Raw genomic sequence first — 16,025 nt, 5'->3', positions numbered from 1 at the left:
GACGGGTTCTGTACCGGCACGGTCGAGACCGCCACCTACGTCGGCACCCTGGTCCGCGCCGGCGTGCGCATCGACGGCGCCGACGCGCCGCTGCTGCGCCTGGAAGTACCGGCCGGCCGCGGCCCCGTCGCCGGCGAACGCGTCGGGATCACCGCCGACCCCGACGACATCAACCTCTTCCCCGCCGAACAGGGAGGCTGAGCCATGGCCGCCCTCACCGCCACCGCCCCCGCCCGTCCGCGCAAGCTCCTGGCTTCGCGCCGCACCCGGGCCGGTATCCTCTACGCCCTGCCGGTCGTCATCTACCTGCTGGTGCTGTTCGTCTACCCGATCCTCACCACGCTGTTCCTCAGCCTGAAGAACACCGACGGATCACTCACCCTGCACTGGTATGCCGACGCACTGACCGGCATCAACCTGTCGGTGCTGTTCACCACGCTGCGGATCTCCGCGGAGACGGCACTGTTCAGCCTCGTCTTCGGGTTCATTCTGGCCAACGCGATCTCGCGACTGAAGCCCCTGTGGGCCGCACTGGCGATGCTGGTCGTCGTCGTCCCGCACTTCATCAGCGCCCTGGTACGCACCTACGGCTGGATCATCCTGCTCGGCGACAAAGGCCTGGTGAACGAAAGCCTGGGCGCCATGTCGGCACCGGGGGCGCCCTACCAGCTGCTCTACAACGAACTCGGCGTGGTCATCGGCACCACCTCCATGATGCTCCCCTACACCGTGCTCCTGCTCTACGGCGTGATGCGCGGCGTGGACCGCCGCCTGCTCGCGGCCGCCTCCAGCATGGGCGCCGGACGCGTGACCATCTTCCGCCGCATCTACCTGCCGCTGGTCGCCCCCGGCCTGGCCAGCGCCGGACTGCTCAGCTTCATCCTGTCCCTGGGCTACTACATCACCCCCGCCCTGATGGGCGGACCCAACCAGACGATGATCGCCACCCTCATCAACCAGCAGGTCACCAAGGAAAACCAGTGGAACGGCGCAGCCGCCCAGGGCGTCATCCTGCTGCTGCTCACCCTCGCCGGACTGCTCCTGGTCAAACTCATCACCTCCCTGGGCGCCAGCCGCAGGAAGAGGAGCGCGACATGATGGAACTGCGCAGCACCCTCACCGGGAAGATCGTCCTGACCACGGTCGCCACCGTGATCCTGCTGTTCTTGGCACTGCCGATCGTCGTCATCGTCGTCACCTCCTTCAGCAACAACTCCTTCGCACAGTTCCCGCCCGAAACATGGACCCTGAACTGGTACAAGGCACTGTTCGCCGATGGCAGCAAATGGCCGGCCGCACTCACCCTCAGCGCCCTCATCGCCGCCCTGAGCACCGTCTTCTCACTGGTCATCGGGGTGACTGCGGCAACCGCGATGACGCGCAGCGAACTCCCCCTGCGCTCCGCGGTCTACGCCCTGGTCCTGGGACCACTGGTCATCCCACAGATCGTCACCGCACTCGGGCTGTTCCTGCTCTTCGAACCCGCAGCCATGCTCGGCAGCCCCATCGCCATCGCGCTCGGCCACACCGTACTGGCCTCCCCCATCGCCGTACTCATCCTGATCGCCACCCTGCGCGGCATCGACGAACGCCTCGAGGACGCCGCCGCCAGCATGGGCGCCGGACGCCTCACCATCGCCCGGCGCATCACCTTCCCTCTCGCCGCCCCCGGCATGATCGCCGCAGCGATCTTCTCCTTCATCACCAGCTTCGACGAGTTCTACATCTCCCAGTTCCTCTCCTCCGTCGACACCGTCACCCTGCCCGTACAGGTCTACAACTCCCTCACCTTCGACATCGACCCCAGCGTCACCGCCGTCAGCGCCATCCTCATCGCCTTCGCCATCCTCGCCCTCGGCCTGGTCGCCCTGGCACGCTGGATCGGCTCCGGACGACAGAACTCCCTGCTCTCGGTCGAGAACACGGTGGGAGTCGCCACCCCGGGAGGCGAGACCATATGACCACCGCCACCACCCAGCGGCACCTGCTGATGCACATGACCGCCAACGGCTCGCTCGGCCCCGAGGGCAAGGACCTCCTCGTCGTCCGGCGTGGCGAGGGCGTACGTCGAGGACGCGGACGGCAGGCGCTCCATCGACGGCCTGTCAGGGCTGTAGCCCACGGCGGCCTGATCGTCGACCTGATGCCGCGCCGACTGTGTGAGGCCGGTCTGCCGGCCCGCGTCCACAACCGGTCCGCGCCGCTGGTGCAGATCGCGCCCCCACTGCTCAGCGACCGCGTCCTCCTGGACCGTATCGCCGACACACTCACTGACGCCTCCGCACGCATCTGATCCGCGTTCGGGGAAGGAACGACATGTACTCCATCGATCCGCTGACAGTCGCACCCGGGCGAGCCCGCCCAGGGCCTCATCCCGGTCGGCACCAGCAGCTACGGCGTGGAACTCGACATCCCGCCCTCGTCCGCAAACTCGGCGGCCATCGCAACGGCCAGAGCGTCCTCCCCGTCCGACCCCTCACCTGAGCCTTGCGTCGGCACGGGCCGCGACCGCTGACAGCAGCATCGGCCATCTCTGGTGGTGCCCGGCCGCGCTCCACTTCGAAACTCCCCGCAGAGGACCCGCAATGAAGACGATTCCCTACTGGATAGAAACCGCTGGGGTGTTTCCCGACCGGTCCGGCAAACCGCTGACCGAGGACACCGACCTGGTGGTCATCGGCGCCGGCCTGACGGGGCTGTCCACCGCCCTCCACTCCGCCCGCAAGGGCGCCCGTGTCACTCTCGTCGAGAAGGGCCAGATCGGTTCCGGGGCCTCCGCGCGCAACGGCGGCATGGCCAACCTGGGCTTCACGGTCGGTATACACCAGGCCATCCGGCGGTACGGACTCGAACGGGCCCGCGAGATCTACAACTCCTACGGCGAGGCCGTGGACACCGTCCAGCGGCTCGTGAACGAGGAATCCATCGACTGTCAGTTCCGCCGTGTGGGACGTCTGGGCGTCGCGTCCCGCCCCGCGCACTTCGAGAGCAAGAAGGCCCAACAGCGCGACCTGGCCAAGTACTTCGGACACGAGACCACCCTGATCGGTAAGTCCGAGCTGCGTTCCGAGATCGGATCCGACGCCTACCACGGCGGCCTGCTCGACCCGTTCAGCGCCGCACTCCACGTCGGCCGCTTCGTGCGCGGCATGGCCGAGGCGTGCGAGCGCACCGGTGTCGAGATCCACGAGCGCAACGCGGCCATCGACGTGCGGCGTACCGCCGCCGGCCGGTTCGAGGTCAGCACCGAGCGCGGTGTGATCCGCGCCGGGCAGGTCATGATGGCCACCGACGCCTACACCGACAAGAACTTCCCGTGGCTGCGCCGCCAGCAGGTGTGCCTGGGCAGCTTCATCATCGTGACCGAGCCGCTCGGCGAGGAGCTCGCCCGGGACATCATCCCGAAGGCCCGCCTCATCGTCGACTCCAACAAGGTCTGCCACTACTTCCGGCTCACCCCGGACAACCGGCTGCTGTTCGGCGGCCGCGCCCGCTTCGCGCCGTCCGACCCCACCTCGGACAAGAAAAGCGGACAGGTCCTGTTCCGTGAGATGTGCGAGATCTTCCCCCAACTCTCCCGGACGAAGGTCGAGTACGTGTGGGGCGGCTCCGTCGGTTTCGCGATGGACCGCATCGTGCACGCCGGGCAGACCCAGGACGGCGTCTACTACTCCATGGGATACGCGGGCCACGGCGTGCAGATGGCCACGCACATGGGACAGGTCATGGCCGAGGTGATGGACGGCCACCCCGAGGTCAGCCCCGTCCGCGACCTGACCCCGCCCCGCATCCCCCTCTACAACGGTACTGCCTGGTTCCTGCCCTTCGCGGGCGCCTACTACAAGACGCTGGACCGCATCCGCTGACCGGTCGGCAGCCCCTCTACACATACTAAGGAGACACCCACGATGACTGTCGTCCGTGATGTTCCCAAGCAGCTGTTCATCGGCGGTGGCTGGCAGGACGCCGAGTCCGGCCGGACCCTGTCCGTCGACAACCCAGCCACCGGCGAGGAACTGTGCCAGGTCGCCGATGCCTCACCCACCGACGGCCGGCGTGCCGTCGAGGCGGCGGTCGCCGCGCAGGCCGCCTGGGCCGCCACGGCGCCCCGGGTGCGCAGCGAGATCCTGCGCCGCGCCTACGACATCATCATCGCGCGCACCGAGGACCTCGCGCTGCTGATGACGCTGGAGATGGGCAAGCCCCTGGCCGAGGCGCGTGCCGAGGTCGCCTACGCGGCGGAGTTCTTCCGCTGGTTCTCCGAGGAAGCCGTCCGTATCGACGGCGGCATGACGACCGCCCCCGACGGCAGGAACCGTCTGCTGGTCACCCGTCAGCCCGTGGGCCCCTGCCTGCTCATCACCCCCTGGAACTTCCCCCTGGCGATGGGCACCCGCAAGATCGGCCCCGCCATCGCCGCCGGCTGCACCATCGTCCTCAAGCCCGCCCCGCAGACCCCCCTGTCCTCCCTGGCCCTGGCGGAGATCCTCACCGAAGCGGGTCTGCCGGCCGGTGTGCTCAACATCGTCACCACCACCGACGCCGCCGGCGTCGTCGAACCCCTCCTGCGCGGCGGGCAGATCCGCAAACTCTCCTTCACCGGCTCCACCCAGGTCGGCCGGATCCTGCTGGCCCAGTGCGCCGACACCGTCATCCGCACCTCGATGGAACTGGGCGGCAACGCCCCCCTCATCGTCTTCGACGACGCCGACCTCGACGTCGCCATCGAAGGCACCATGGTCGCCAAGATGCGCAACATGGGCGAATCCTGCTGCGCAGCCAACCGCATCTACGTCCACACGTCCATCGCCGAGGAGTTCGCCACCCGCCTCGCCGCTCGCATGGCCGCGCTGAAGGTCGGGCCCGGCACCGAACCCGGCACCGACGTCGGCCCCCTCATCGACATCGCCGGCCGCAGCAAGGCCCACGACCTGGTGCGGGACGCCGTCAAGCGCGGCGCCACCGTCCTGACCGGCGGTGAACTCCCCGAAGGGCCGGGCTGCTTCTATCCGCCCACCGTCCTCACCGGCATCGCCCCCGAGTCGGCGATCATCGACACCGAGATCTTCGGCCCCGTCGCCGCGATCCGTACCTTCGAGACCGAGGACGAGGCCGTCGCGGCCGCCAACGACACCGAATTCGGCCTGGCCGCCTACCTGTTCACCCAGAACCTCGACCGCGCCCTGCGCGTCAGCGAACGCCTCGAAAGCGGCATGATCGGCCTCAACACCGGACTGGTCTCCAACCCTGCCGCGCCCTTCGGCGGCGTCAAGCAGTCCGGCCTGGGCCGAGAAGGCGGACGCGTCGGCATCGACGAGTTCCTGGAGTACAAGTACATAGCCGTCCCCGTCGGAGCCTGACATGCCCGAGCGACTCGTCGTCCTCTACCGGGGCAACCGGCCCCCCGCCACCGCACTCGTCGAACGTCTCGCGGACACCGTCTACGCCACCGAGGAGGAACTGCCCTACCTCCTGCCCGACGCCGACATCCTCCTGGCCCGGGTGACCACCACCCCGGCCATCCGCGAGGCCTGGCCCGACAACCCGGAGAAGGCACCCCGCTGGGTTCACGCTGCCTCCGCGGGCGTGGACTCGTTCCTGTTCCCCGCGCTGGTGGACGATCCGGGCGTTGTCCTGACCAACGCCCGCGGCGTGTACGACCAGCCGACCGCCGAGTACGTCCTGGGCCTGATCCTCGCTCTCGCCAAGGACTTCCCCGGCACCTGGGAGCACCAGCGGCGCCGCGAGTGGCGTCCAAGGCAGAGTGACGGCATCACCGGGCGCACCGTGCTGGTCTGGGGGACAGGGCCGATCGGCCGGGCCATCGCCCGGCTGCTGCGCGCCGTCGGGATGCGCGTGTGCGGCGCGGGCCGCAAGGCCCGCACGGACGACCCCGACTTCGGCACGGTCCACGGTGCGCCGACCCTACGCTCCGCGCTGACGGAAGCGGACTACGTCGTCCTGGCCGCACCCCTCACCCAGGACACCCGGGGCATGGTCGACGCCCCCGTGCTCGCCGCCATGAAGCCGGGGGCGCGGCTGATCAACGTAGGCCGGGGCGGACTCATCGACGAGGAGGCGCTGGTCGACCACCTCACCGCCGGACGGCTCGCCGGCGCTGCCCTGGACGTGTTCGCCCAGGAACCGCTGCCTTCCGAATCACCCCTGTGGGACATGCCCGGCGTGATGATCTCCCCGCATACGGCGGGCGAGACCACCAACGAGCGGGAGGCGCTCGACGCGGTGTTCCTCGACAACCTCACCCGGCACATCGAGGGCCGGCCGCTGCGCAACGTGGTGGACAAGCGGCGCGGATACGTGGTCGACGAGACGCACCCCGCCTGAAGGGCGAGCAGCACGCGCCCCGGCCGGTAGGAGTGACCGGCCGGGGCGCGTGCTCCGCTGTTCGGGATGCGGCGCTGCGTGCCTCTCAGACGCGTGCGCACCACCGCCTGGGACCCGGCAGCCGCACCGGTTGCGGACCTGTTCCAGCGGCACTTCACCGCCGCCGAGCCGGGGCAGAAGTACATGGGCGACATCACGTATCTCCCGCTCGCAGGCAGGGAGTTCCTCTATCTCGCGACCGTGCTGGACTGCTTCAGCCGCAAGGTCGTCGGCTGGTCCATCGCCGATCACATGCGCACTGGCCTGGTCTGCGACGCACTGCGGATGGCGGCCTCGGCCCGAGGCGGCCTGGACGGCGCCGTGTTCCACACCGACCACGGGGCGCAGGGCGGATCCCGGGCCTTCGCCGATCTCTGCGACCAGTTCGGGGTGACCTGGTCGATGGGTGCGGTCGGCACCGGCGCGGACAGCGCGGCCTGCGAGAGTTTCCACGCGTCCCTGAAGCGCGAGACCCTCCAGGGCGCCCGCGACTACGGTGACGCCGGCACCTGCGGAGGACGGTATTTGCCTGGCTGACCCGCTACAACACCCGCCGTCGACACTCTGCCAACGGCCACCTCAGCCCCAACGAATACGAACGCCGACACCACACCGCTCAACTCACGCCCGCCGCGTGATCAATAACCGCGTGCCCACCATCACGGGGGAAGGGAAGGCCCACCCTCCTAGCGGGCCGGAGTCGGCACAGCCCACGGCCGCCACTCTCGCTTGATCAACCCGAACACCCACGAGTCGGATACCTCGCCGTTCACCACGCAGTCTTCCCGCAACGTCCCTTCATGCATGAATCCGATCTTCTCCAGGACCCGGGCAGATGCCACGTTGCGCGTATCGGTCTCGGCCTGAACTCGATTCAGGTCCAGTGTGTCGAATGCCCACTGCAGCACGGCGTGCGCGGCCTCCGTCGCGTAACCGTGTCCCCACATCGCATCGTCGAGGACGTAGCCCAACGACGCACTGCGGTAGTCCGGGTTCCATCCGGTCAGACCGCACCAGCCGACGAAGGCCCCGTCAGAAGCACGATCGATGGCCACCCGGGCCCCGGTGCCTTCGTCCGCCATCGTCCGGCACATGTTGATGAAACGCTCGGCGCGGGCCCGTTCCATCCACGGCGGGGAGTCCCAGTAGCGCAGCACGTGGGTGCTGCTGTGCAGCGCGAAGAGGGAGTCCGCGTCGGCGTCGGTGAAGGGCCGCAGCCGCAGGCGGGCGGTGTGCAGTACGGGGGTGGCCAGACTCATGAGTACCATCCTGCGTCCTCAGGGGCAGGCAGAACACTGAATATCCCATCCCGGTCCGGTCCACACGACCAGGGCACGGCCTACCAGCCTGCACGCCTTCAACCAGTACCCCGACCAGGCATTCGGGGGCCGCGAACAGGACGACTCCTTGACCTGGCCTGATCACCCACCGCGCCGCGGGCCCGGCTGCGCATCGGCAGACTCCGCTTGAGGCCGGCGTTGACCAGCTCGTCGGGGTTCGGCTCCGGCGAGTAGGACGGCAGGAGGTGCAGCTCGATCCGGTCGGGGTGGGCGGCCACAAGGCCCGCGAGACGAGCTGGGCGATCGTCGGCGCAGTCACCGGTGCCCCGGCCGCTACTGCTCGGCAGGTACGACACCGAAGTCCGCCTTCAGTGCCCGATTCCATCAGAGTCCGGTGCGTGATCTTTGGGCGGTTGTGGGTCGTCCGCTGGGGACGTCTGCGCCGGACGCGGTTTCTGTCGCTCGGCTGCGAAGCGGCCGTGTTCGCATGCCACTTGGTTGTGACCGCACGGCCGTGATGACTACGCCGTTCTGACGGAATGCCGCCTCGTTCGGAGCTCTGGGTCAGCGTCGCCGAAAGCCGGTTGAGATGGTGCCCTTGATAGGGAAGGGTCTGTGGTCATGGAGTTCTTCTGCTATCACCGTGACCGGCCCGGCTCCCTCGCGCTACGCGAGGAGTTGCTGGAGGAGCACTGGTCCTACATGGACCGGTACGCGAAGGAACTGATCGCTCGCGGCCCGACCTTCGCCGATGACGGTGAAACCCCCACCGGCAGCGTGCACATCGTGGACCTGCCCGATCCCGCAGCCGCCCGCGCGTTCGCCTTCGACGAGCCCAACTACCAGGCCGGCGCGTACCGGGACGTGGTGCTGCGCCGGTGGCGCAACGTGCTGGGTCGCACCATGTGGGATTTCCCCGGTGGCCGGACCGGTGGCAACCGGTACCTGGTGCTAGGCCTCGGCGAGGGCCCGGCCGCCGACCTTGCCCTGCCGCTCGACCGGGACGAGCTGGTCGCGTACGGGCCGCTGCTGTCCGACGACGGCGACACCTGGCTGGGTACGGCGGTACTGCTCAGGGCCCCGGATCCGGACACGGCACGAGCCGTCCTGACTGCGGACCGGTACGCGGACATCGAGGTCCATGACTGGGAGTTCGGCGGGCGTCGATGAGTCACGAAGGTGCCGGGTTGATGTCATCCCCGGCCCACATCGACCTGGGACAGGAGCGGTGACGGTGGCGATGCGGACGGTTCCGCTGGTGGGCGGGCCGGTGGAGTTACGGGGTGCCCTGGACCTGGAGACCACACAGGCAGGGGTGATGCCGCGCCGGTTGCCCGCGTGGACCAAGGAGCAGTACCAGGACCCGTCGGTCTACGGAGTGACGCTGATGCCTTCGGGGGTGCGGCTGGTGTTCCGCACTGATGCGCGCGTATTGGAGTTGGAGATACTCACCTCCACCGGCCAGCTCGACTCCGACCCCCACCCTCGCCCGACCGGGATGGTGGAGATGCTGGTGGACGGCGCCCTGGCCGGGCGTCAGCAGGCGCCGGTGGGCAACGTGCTGCGGATGGCGGGCCCCGGGGCCGTACAGCGGCTCATCCCGGGCGAGCCAGGGACTGTACGGTTCGCCGGGCTGCCGGCCGGCATGAAGGGCGTCGAGTTGTGGCTGCCACAGCAGACCCCAACGGAACTGGTGGCACTGCGCGCTGACGGCGACGTGCTGGCACCACTGCCGGACGGGCGGCGCCGCTGGGTGCACCACGGCAGTTCCATCAGCCACTGCATCGAGGCTGACGGCCCGACCGGGACCTGGCCGGTGGTGGCAGCCGCGCTCGGAGGGGTGGAGGTGATCAACCTCAGCCAGGCGGGCAACGCGCTGCTGGATCCCTATGTCGCACGGACGATCCGCGATACGCCCGCCGACCTGATCAGCCTCAAGGTGGGCATCAACATCGTGAGCCTGTCCGCCTTCCGGCTGCGGACGTTCGGCCCTGCGGTACACGGGTTCCTGGACACGATCCGGGATGGACACCCGGACACCCCACTGCTGTTGATCTCTCCGGTGAGCTGTCCGGCCCTGGAGGAGGCCACCGGCCCGACCGCGACCGGCCCGGACGGGAGGCTCGCTGCTCTGGGTGACCCGGCCGATGTGGCCGGCGGGGCATTGTCGCTGACGGTGGTCCGCTCCGAGCTGGCCCGGATAGCTGCGGCACGACAGGCGTCTGATCCCCACCTCCACCATCTCGACGGACGCGAGCTGCTCGGCCCGGACGAGGCAGATGATTTGGCCGACGGGCTTCACCCCACCGCCGTCGCATACCGTCGAATGGGCAAACGCTTTGCAGCCCACGCCTTCGCGACCGACGGTCCCTTCCGCTGAGTGAGCTGGGCTCCACACCCTGCACCTGTGAAGCTTGGGCGAGCAGCCAGTGCCGACTCGGCTGGTCGAGGGGCGTGCTTCAGCTTCGTGCGCCACGCCGAGGCCGCCGCCCAGTACGACCTGGACACGCGCACCATCCTCGTCGAGGCCGGCCGACGGGGCATGGTCGGCGGCCAGGAGGACATGACCACCGGCATCGCCCTGGGCCTGGTCTCCCGTGCGGGAGAGCCAGGCCCGATCTCTCCTGTACGGGTCCGACATCGAGGCTGAGGCGCTCGCCCAGGTCACCAACCTGCATACGCGCGCCGGCAGAAGTCATTGACGCGTTGGGCGCGCTGGTGCGTGTTGACGCGTGCAGGCGATGGACCGCTGTCAAAGCGCCGGGGCGGCCCGTTTGATGTAGGCGGTGATCAGCACCGTTTCCATGCGGTCGACGCCGTCGAGTGAGCCGATGCGGTCGGCGAGGTAGGTGTGGAGAGCGTTGGCGTCTCGACAGACGGCGATGGCGACCAGGTTGTGAGGGCCAGTCGTGCTGCCGACGAAGGCCGCTTCGGGATCACCAGCCAGCGTCCGGGCGATGCTGCTGAGCCGGGCAGGCGTGACGGTCAGCCAGAGCAGACATTGCACGGAGAAGCCGAACAGACCCGAGTCCACCTCAACGTCGAACTGGAGAACGCCTGACCGGCGGAGTTCATCCAGGCGCCGACGGACGGCGGATTCCGACCAGCCGACCTGCCGGGCGAGATCCGGATAGGCGGCACGGCCATCTACGGCAAGGGCGGGGAGCAGGCGGCGGTCGAGATCGGTCAGGGGGACCGGAGCGGTGTCCGCGGTGGCGGCGGGCCTCAGTGTGGCGATCTGCTCGTCGGTGAGAGCCGAGGTCCGGCCGATCCAGCGGTGGTCCATCACCGGGCGCAACAGCCGTTGCGCTTCGACCTGCGTGACCTGCGGAAGACGGCCCAACGCGCCCAGGGGCGCCGGTCCTTCTTCAGCGACGCGGAAGATACAGACGATCTCTGTGCCGCTGGAAGCAACTGTCACCCAGGCGGTGTCGGGGCGCCGGGCCAACGCGCGGGCCAGCGGAGCGATACCGGGAGGCAGAACACGCAGGCGCACCAGCCATTCGGCATGGCCGGTGCGGTGGCTGCTGGTCACGCCGGCCACTCGGGCGACCCCCGTGGTACGGAGCCTGCCGAAGCGGCGGGCCACGGTGCGGTCGGTGACACCCAGCTCGTCGGCGATCTTGCTGAAGGCGGCGCGCCCGTCGAGTTGGAGAGCGTGCAGGAGCCTCAGATCGAGTACATCCAGCGTGACCGAATCCACCAGGCCAGTATAGGTCGATGTCGGATAGCGGCGTGGGAGCGGCAGTTGAGGAGCCGAGGGTCGGCAGCCGGTGAAGCATCGATCCCATGACAGGCGACATCCACGGCATCCACCACACCGGAATCCTGACCCGCGACCTCGACGGACTGGAGCGAACCTACGCCTCCCTCGGATTCACTCTCAGCCCCCGCTCACGGCATCTACTGGGCGGGCGGCCCGGCGAAGCACCGGTGCCCGGCTGTACTGCCAACCGCTGTGCACTGTTCGGCGGGTCCTCCATCGAACTCCTTGGCATCGTCGACGAATCGGCGCCCGGCCCCTGGCACACCAAGGCGATGGCCGACGAATACGAGGGCTTTCAGCGGATCGACCTCGATATCGATGACGCCGTATCCACACACCGCCGCCTCGCCGACGCCGGCTGGCGCACCTCAGGCGTGCTGGATCTGGAGCGCGACGTCGATACCGAGGAGGGGCCTCGCACGGTTCGCGCCCGCGCCGTCGACCCCGACCCGCACTCGACACCGGAGGGCTACGCGGGAATCGCCCAGCACCTCACCCGCCGGTACGTGCACCAGCCGCGCCATCTCAGCCACCCGAACGGCGCCCGCGGAATCGGCGCCGTACGGATAGTGGCCGACGATGCCGAGTTCGATGCGATCACGAACCTGTACGCCCGCATTCTGCGAACGGCCTCCAGGCGTGACCGGCCCCCTCGCCGTGCTCCATACATACGGCGGCTGCGTGCTTGCAGATCGTCCGGGCGTCGGACGCCGAAGAGGTGTTGCCCGGCGAACCGGTCCCGGCCTTCTCGTAACTGGCGGCCATGACCATCCTGGTCGACGACGTCGACGACGTCGACGGCTCCCGCAAGATCGTCGAAAGCAGCGGCACGGCAACCCGGCCGACCGGTGACGGGTTCTTCATCTCCGCGCGCCACGCGTACGGAGCCGGCCTGTTCTTCACCACCGGCTGAACATCGCGACGGGCGCCACCACGGCCCGAAGACCTCGCCGGAGGAACGTGGGATCGTTTCCGCCCGGCCTTCTCCCGCACGTCCGTGCAACACCTGACATGCGCCGCAGCCTCCCGAGCGATGGACCCAACCATCGCCGCGCGTCCGCCACGTCCTGTCCCTATCGGAGGACACTCATGTTCACAACTCTCCTGCTTCTCGCTGGCCCGACCGTGGGATTTCGTCTCCTCGGCAGGCTGGGCATCAGCCGGTTCGTAACCTGGCGAGCCAGCGTCATCCATGGTCTCGCTGTCATGCTCGTCGCTACCGCGACCGCGCACTTCATGCCGCCGAGCGTCAGCGTGATGCCCAGCCACGACGACTTGGCAGCCATGGTCCCGCCGTTCGTTCCGCTTCCCCACGTGATGGTCTACGTGACCGGCTTACTGGAACTGGTCGGCGCTGCCGGACTCGTCCGTACAGTGACACGCCCGTTGGCCGGCATCGGCCTGGCGGTGCTCTTCGTACTGATGCTGCCGGCCAACATCTACGCCGCCATCGAGCACATCCCGTTCGACGGCGACCCTGCCACGCCGTTGTGGTTCAGGATTCCCGAGCAGTTGCTCTTCATCACCATCGCGCTGTGGGCGGCCAGAACTGCCGGTGAGACCCCCCTCCGTCGCAGGCCTGCCGCGATCCGGCCCGGCACCGACGACACAGCTGCAGCCCGTCGTTGAGGGCCTGAATCACTCCGGTTGCACCGTTCGTCCAACATGGATGGTCCTGCGCACGGCCATCGACGCAGCCGGTCCGGCTGCGCTCGACGAACTTCGTCCAGTCCGTCGCGTTGTCGATGCCGGTCCCGGTGAGGGCGGCGAGGATTGGAGAGGGAACGCCAGTCGCCCGCATGCGACCGTGCGTTGATTGAGCAGTCACTGCGGCAGGGCGTCGTTGTCATCACGCGTGCGGGGCAGTCCGAGAGGTCCCGTTCGCTGCGTTTGACCGTGACGGCGATTACGGCGGGTACATCCGTCAGCGGCAGAACCCCCCAGCCGCCCCGGGACGATCGGCACCATCGTGATCGAGCACACTACGGGCGCGCCAGCCCGTGGCGGTCGGCCCAGGCGTTGATCGCTGCGGCCAGCTCCTCGGGGCGGTCCTCCGGGGAGTGGTGGCCGGCGAGGCCGTGGCGGGAGACCTCCAGGCCGACGATGTTCTCCTCGCACCAGGCCACGGCCCCTTGGTCTGTCATCGCGCCCGGGCCCGGCTCGAACGCGGCGAGCAGCTTGGGGACTTCGGGGCTGGCGGCCAGCCAGGCGTCGTAGCGCTCGACACGGGCCACGATGTCGGCGGGCTCGGCGTCCAGCGGCATCATCCGCGTCCACGCCAGGACGGGGCGGCGGCTGTGCGGGGTCGGGAAGGGACGGCGGTAGACCTCCAGGTCGGCAGGGTCGAGCGGGGTGGCGAGCGTGTCCGGGAGCCCTTCGATGAACATGGACTTCTCCAGAATCATCTCCTCGCCCACCCCCGGGGTGCGCAGGAGCATGAACAACTCCCGCCCGGCCGCCGGGAATTCGTCGTCGACCAGCGGCTTGATGATTGTCTCGGTGAAGGCGAGGCCGCGGACGCGGCCCGGGAGGCGGGCGGCACGGTCGAAGGCGAGCGCGCCACCCCAGTCGTGGCCGACGAGGACGGCTTCGGCAAGGCCGAGGGTGTCGAACCAGGCGTCCAGGTACCGGGCATGGTCGTCGAAGGAGTAGGCGAGGTCGGGCTTGCCGGAGTCGCCCATGCCTATGAGATCGGGGGCCAGAAGGCGGCGGCCGGGCGTGGCCACACCCGGCAGGACGTTCCGCCACAGGTGGGAGGAGGTGGGGTTGCCGTGGAGGAAGACGAACGGCAGCCCGTCGGGGTCGCCGGACTCGCGGTAGTGAAGGGTGGAGTCGAGAACGGGGAGGTTGGGCACGACGGTGTCACTATCCTTTTCAGGGCGGGGGTTCAGAGGTTGAGACTCAGGACACGGTCGACGGCGATCTCGACGACGACCAGGGCCGGCGGGGCGGGTGGGGCCGCGCGGTAGCGGACGTTGTAGCGGTGGACCGCCTCGGCAAGGCGCGCGGGGTCGTCGGTGACGGCGGCCCGGCCTTCGAAGGTGATCCAGCGGAAGCCGTCCGCCTGGCAGAGCGCGCCACGGGCTGTCGGCCCGCCCGCCACCACGTTCCGGGCCTTGCGCGCTCCCGCCCGGGTGGTCACCCGGACCAGCCCGGTGGCCGCGTCGAAGGTGAAGCGGACAGGGGTGACGTGCGGGGTGCCGTCGGGGCGGAGGGTGGTCAGGGTGGCCGTGTGGGGGCGAGCGAGGAACGCCTGTGTGTCGGCCGAAAGTTCGACGGTCGCCCGACTCACTTCTTCTTCACGCCCTCGTTCCAGATCAGCTTGGCGAGGTTCGGCTTCACCGCCGTGGTGATGACACCCATGGCCGTACGGACGTATCGCCCCTCCTCCAGCTCGCGTAGCATGCTCGCGGCGAGGTCGGCACGGGCGGTGAAGACACCGTCGGCGCTTGATTTAACGGTGTGGTAATCCGTGACAACGGGGTGCTCGAAGAGGCCCGAGGGCCGGACGAATGTCCAGTCGAGGTCCGTCTGCCCGATCACTGTCTCCATGCGGCGCATGTCCTCGTGGAGGGTGCGACCGAGACGTCGGTTCACCAGCGGGTCGAGCACGTGGTTGAAGAAGTGCGCGCCTGTGGGACGCCAGTTCGGGTCGGCGACGCTGGAGCTCACGGCGAGCAACCGCTTGATGCCGTGGCGGGCCATGGCCCCGGTGATGGCCGTGGCGCTCGCCGAGTACGTGGTGATGTTCTCCTTGCTGAAGCGCGCGCCCAATGCGGAGAGGACGACATCCGTCCCCCCGATGGCGGCATCGACGGCAGCCGGGTCGGTGGCGTCGGCGACGGCCGCGGTGAGGCCGTGCCGCGTGGGGAGGGAGCCGGGGCGGCGGGTCACGGCGACGACCTCGTGGCCGGCAGCGAGGGCCTGTTCGGTGAGGTGGCGGCCGGTCGGTCCATTGGCGCCGAAGACTGCGATACGCATGGCGTCGGGTCATCCCTTCGTGTGGTTACCGGAACGCCCTTGACTGTGCCGATCACGAAACGCAGGCTCAACGCTGATGAATAACGCCGACCCTGTCCCCGCCCGCACTCGAGGCCGCCCCCGCGGCAACCCGCCGACCCGCGAGTCGATCGTCTCGGCAGCCCGTGCACTGTTCCTGCAGCGCGGCTACCGGGGCACCACCCTGCGTGCGGTGGCCGGGACCGTCGGGGTCGACCCGGCTCTGATCTCGTACCACTTCGGCTCGAAGAAAGGCCTGTTCGCGGACGTGATGCAGTTCCAGTGCGCCAACGCGCTGGCGGGGGACGACGTCCTCGGCGGCGACCCGGCAACCCTCCCCGAGCGCCTGATCGACGCGGTGACGGACCTCTGGGAGGACGCAGACTTCCTCCAGCTCACCACCCAGGGAGAGGAGGCTGCCGAGGTGATCCGCGAATACCTGGAACGCGAGCTGCTGGCCCGGCTTGTTGAATTTCTGGGCGGTCGGGACGCGACCGCCCGCGCCACGGCCGCCGTGACGATCCTCGGCGGCCTCATCTACACCCGCTACCTCAACCCCCTCCCCACCCCCCCCCCGCTCACCCCGTCCCAGGCCC

Annotated in this window: 19 protein-coding genes and 2 pseudogenes; 15 read left to right on the top strand and 6 right to left on the bottom strand. The window is 69.0% G+C overall.

Annotated features, from left to right (window positions below):
- The 8 genes and pseudogenes from AWZ10_RS43120 to AWZ10_RS43085 form a co-directional block, all read left to right on the top strand.
- Positions 1 to 201: TOBE domain-containing protein (locus tag AWZ10_RS43120; protein WP_159058568.1), on the top strand; the 201-nt coding region annotated here is incomplete at its 5' end.
- Between the two features lie 3 nt (positions 202 to 204).
- Entirely contained in the window at positions 205 to 1,098 is an 894-nt protein-coding gene (locus AWZ10_RS43115) for an ABC transporter permease (protein WP_060893869.1), read from the top strand.
- Positions 1,095 to 1,961 (top strand): ABC transporter permease, encoded by an 867-nt coding sequence (locus AWZ10_RS43110; RefSeq protein WP_060893868.1) that lies wholly within the window; start codon positions 1,095 to 1,097, stop codon positions 1,959 to 1,961. Before AWZ10_RS43115 ends, AWZ10_RS43110 begins: the two co-directional genes overlap by 4 nt.
- The gene (locus tag AWZ10_RS54800; protein WP_060893867.1) at positions 1,958 to 2,293 is read left to right on the top strand and encodes a hypothetical protein; all 336 of its coding nucleotides are present in this window, start codon (positions 1,958 to 1,960) and stop codon (positions 2,291 to 2,293) included. Before AWZ10_RS43110 ends, AWZ10_RS54800 begins: the two co-directional genes overlap by 4 nt.
- A 292-nt stretch (positions 2,294 to 2,585) precedes the next feature.
- On the top strand, positions 2,586 to 3,866 hold the full coding sequence (locus AWZ10_RS43100; RefSeq protein ID WP_060893866.1) for an NAD(P)/FAD-dependent oxidoreductase: 1,281 nt from the start codon (positions 2,586 to 2,588) through the stop codon (positions 3,864 to 3,866).
- 42 nt (positions 3,867 to 3,908) lie between these two features.
- Positions 3,909 to 5,360, top strand: a complete 1,452-nt coding sequence (locus tag AWZ10_RS43095; RefSeq protein WP_060893865.1) for an NAD-dependent succinate-semialdehyde dehydrogenase — start codon at positions 3,909 to 3,911, stop codon at positions 5,358 to 5,360.
- Position 5,361: 1 nt separating this feature from the next.
- Entirely contained in the window at positions 5,362 to 6,345 is a 984-nt protein-coding gene (locus AWZ10_RS43090) for a D-2-hydroxyacid dehydrogenase (RefSeq protein ID WP_060893864.1), read from the top strand.
- 78 nt (positions 6,346 to 6,423) lie between these two features.
- A pseudogene (locus AWZ10_RS43085) lies at positions 6,424 to 7,022 on the top strand (IS3 family transposase); the annotation flags it as partial.
- A 48-nt stretch (positions 7,023 to 7,070) separates the two neighbouring features.
- Here AWZ10_RS43085 and AWZ10_RS43080 read toward each other — a convergent pair.
- Positions 7,071 to 7,643 (bottom strand): GNAT family N-acetyltransferase, encoded by a 573-nt coding sequence (locus AWZ10_RS43080; protein WP_060893862.1) that lies wholly within the window; start codon positions 7,641 to 7,643, stop codon positions 7,071 to 7,073.
- A 98-nt stretch (positions 7,644 to 7,741) separates the two neighbouring features.
- The gene (locus AWZ10_RS56160; protein WP_408997584.1) at positions 7,742 to 7,942 is read right to left on the bottom strand and encodes a hypothetical protein; all 201 of its coding nucleotides are present in this window, start codon (positions 7,940 to 7,942) and stop codon (positions 7,742 to 7,744) included.
- A 343-nt stretch (positions 7,943 to 8,285) separates the two neighbouring features.
- Between AWZ10_RS56160 and AWZ10_RS43075 the strand changes: the two genes are divergently transcribed.
- From AWZ10_RS43075 to AWZ10_RS43065, 3 genes and pseudogenes are all read left to right on the top strand, one after another.
- On the top strand, positions 8,286 to 8,834 hold the full coding sequence (locus tag AWZ10_RS43075) for a YciI family protein (RefSeq protein WP_060893871.1): 549 nt from the start codon (positions 8,286 to 8,288) through the stop codon (positions 8,832 to 8,834).
- Positions 8,835 to 8,904: 70 nt separating this feature from the next.
- Entirely contained in the window at positions 8,905 to 10,044 is a 1,140-nt protein-coding gene (locus AWZ10_RS43070) for an SGNH/GDSL hydrolase family protein (RefSeq protein WP_060893870.1), read from the top strand.
- Between the two features lie 69 nt (positions 10,045 to 10,113).
- Positions 10,114 to 10,314, top strand: a pseudogene (locus AWZ10_RS43065) (hypothetical protein); the annotation flags it as partial.
- Positions 10,315 to 10,416: 102 nt separating this feature from the next.
- On the opposite strand, the gene AWZ10_RS43060 reads toward AWZ10_RS43065, so the two are convergent.
- Positions 10,417 to 11,367: an Lrp/AsnC family transcriptional regulator gene (locus AWZ10_RS43060; protein ID WP_060893860.1), complete on the bottom strand. Its 951-nt coding sequence runs from the start codon at positions 11,365 to 11,367 to the stop codon at positions 10,417 to 10,419.
- Positions 11,368 to 11,453: 86 nt separating this feature from the next.
- Here AWZ10_RS43060 and AWZ10_RS43055 point away from each other — a divergent pair, with 86 nt between their 5' ends.
- The 3 genes from AWZ10_RS43055 to AWZ10_RS43050 all read left to right on the top strand — a co-directional run bounded on the left by AWZ10_RS43055 (position 11,454) and on the right by AWZ10_RS43050 (position 13,059).
- Positions 11,454 to 12,197, top strand: coding sequence for a VOC family protein (locus tag AWZ10_RS43055; RefSeq protein WP_060893859.1), 744 nt, complete (start codon positions 11,454 to 11,456; stop codon positions 12,195 to 12,197).
- Positions 12,194 to 12,343, top strand: coding sequence for a hypothetical protein (locus tag AWZ10_RS52035; protein ID WP_159058566.1), 150 nt, complete (start codon positions 12,194 to 12,196; stop codon positions 12,341 to 12,343). The genes AWZ10_RS43055 and AWZ10_RS52035 overlap by 4 nt, the downstream gene beginning before the upstream one ends.
- Positions 12,344 to 12,636: 293 nt before the next feature.
- On the top strand, positions 12,637 to 13,059 hold the full coding sequence (locus AWZ10_RS43050) for a DoxX family protein (RefSeq protein WP_244172757.1): 423 nt from the start codon (positions 12,637 to 12,639) through the stop codon (positions 13,057 to 13,059).
- A gap of 353 nt (positions 13,060 to 13,412) precedes the next feature.
- Here AWZ10_RS43050 and AWZ10_RS43045 read toward each other — a convergent pair whose 3' ends face one another.
- From AWZ10_RS43045 to AWZ10_RS43035, 3 genes are read right to left on the bottom strand one after another with little or no spacing between them, the layout of a single operon-like run.
- Entirely contained in the window at positions 13,413 to 14,285 is an 873-nt protein-coding gene (locus AWZ10_RS43045; protein ID WP_060893857.1) for a haloalkane dehalogenase, read from the bottom strand.
- 32 nt (positions 14,286 to 14,317) lie between these two features.
- Positions 14,318 to 14,722, bottom strand: a complete 405-nt coding sequence (locus AWZ10_RS43040; protein ID WP_060893856.1) for a pyridoxamine 5'-phosphate oxidase family protein — start codon at positions 14,720 to 14,722, stop codon at positions 14,318 to 14,320.
- The gene (locus tag AWZ10_RS43035; RefSeq protein ID WP_060893855.1) at positions 14,719 to 15,411 is read right to left on the bottom strand and encodes an NAD(P)-dependent oxidoreductase; all 693 of its coding nucleotides are present in this window, start codon (positions 15,409 to 15,411) and stop codon (positions 14,719 to 14,721) included. Before AWZ10_RS43035 ends, AWZ10_RS43040 begins: the two co-directional genes overlap by 4 nt.
- A 76-nt stretch (positions 15,412 to 15,487) precedes the next feature.
- On the opposite strand from AWZ10_RS43035, the gene AWZ10_RS43030 reads away from it, so the two are divergent.
- A partial coding sequence (locus AWZ10_RS43030) for a TetR/AcrR family transcriptional regulator (protein ID WP_060893854.1) occupies positions 15,488 to 16,025 on the top strand: 538 nt, incomplete at its 3' end.

The sequence above is a fragment of the Streptomyces europaeiscabiei genome (assembly GCF_001550375.1).
Classification (GTDB): Bacteria; Actinomycetota; Actinomycetes; order Streptomycetales; family Streptomycetaceae; genus Streptomyces; species Streptomyces europaeiscabiei.
Note: the sequence above shows the minus strand (reverse complement) of the source record. Positions and strands in the feature narration are given on the sequence as shown.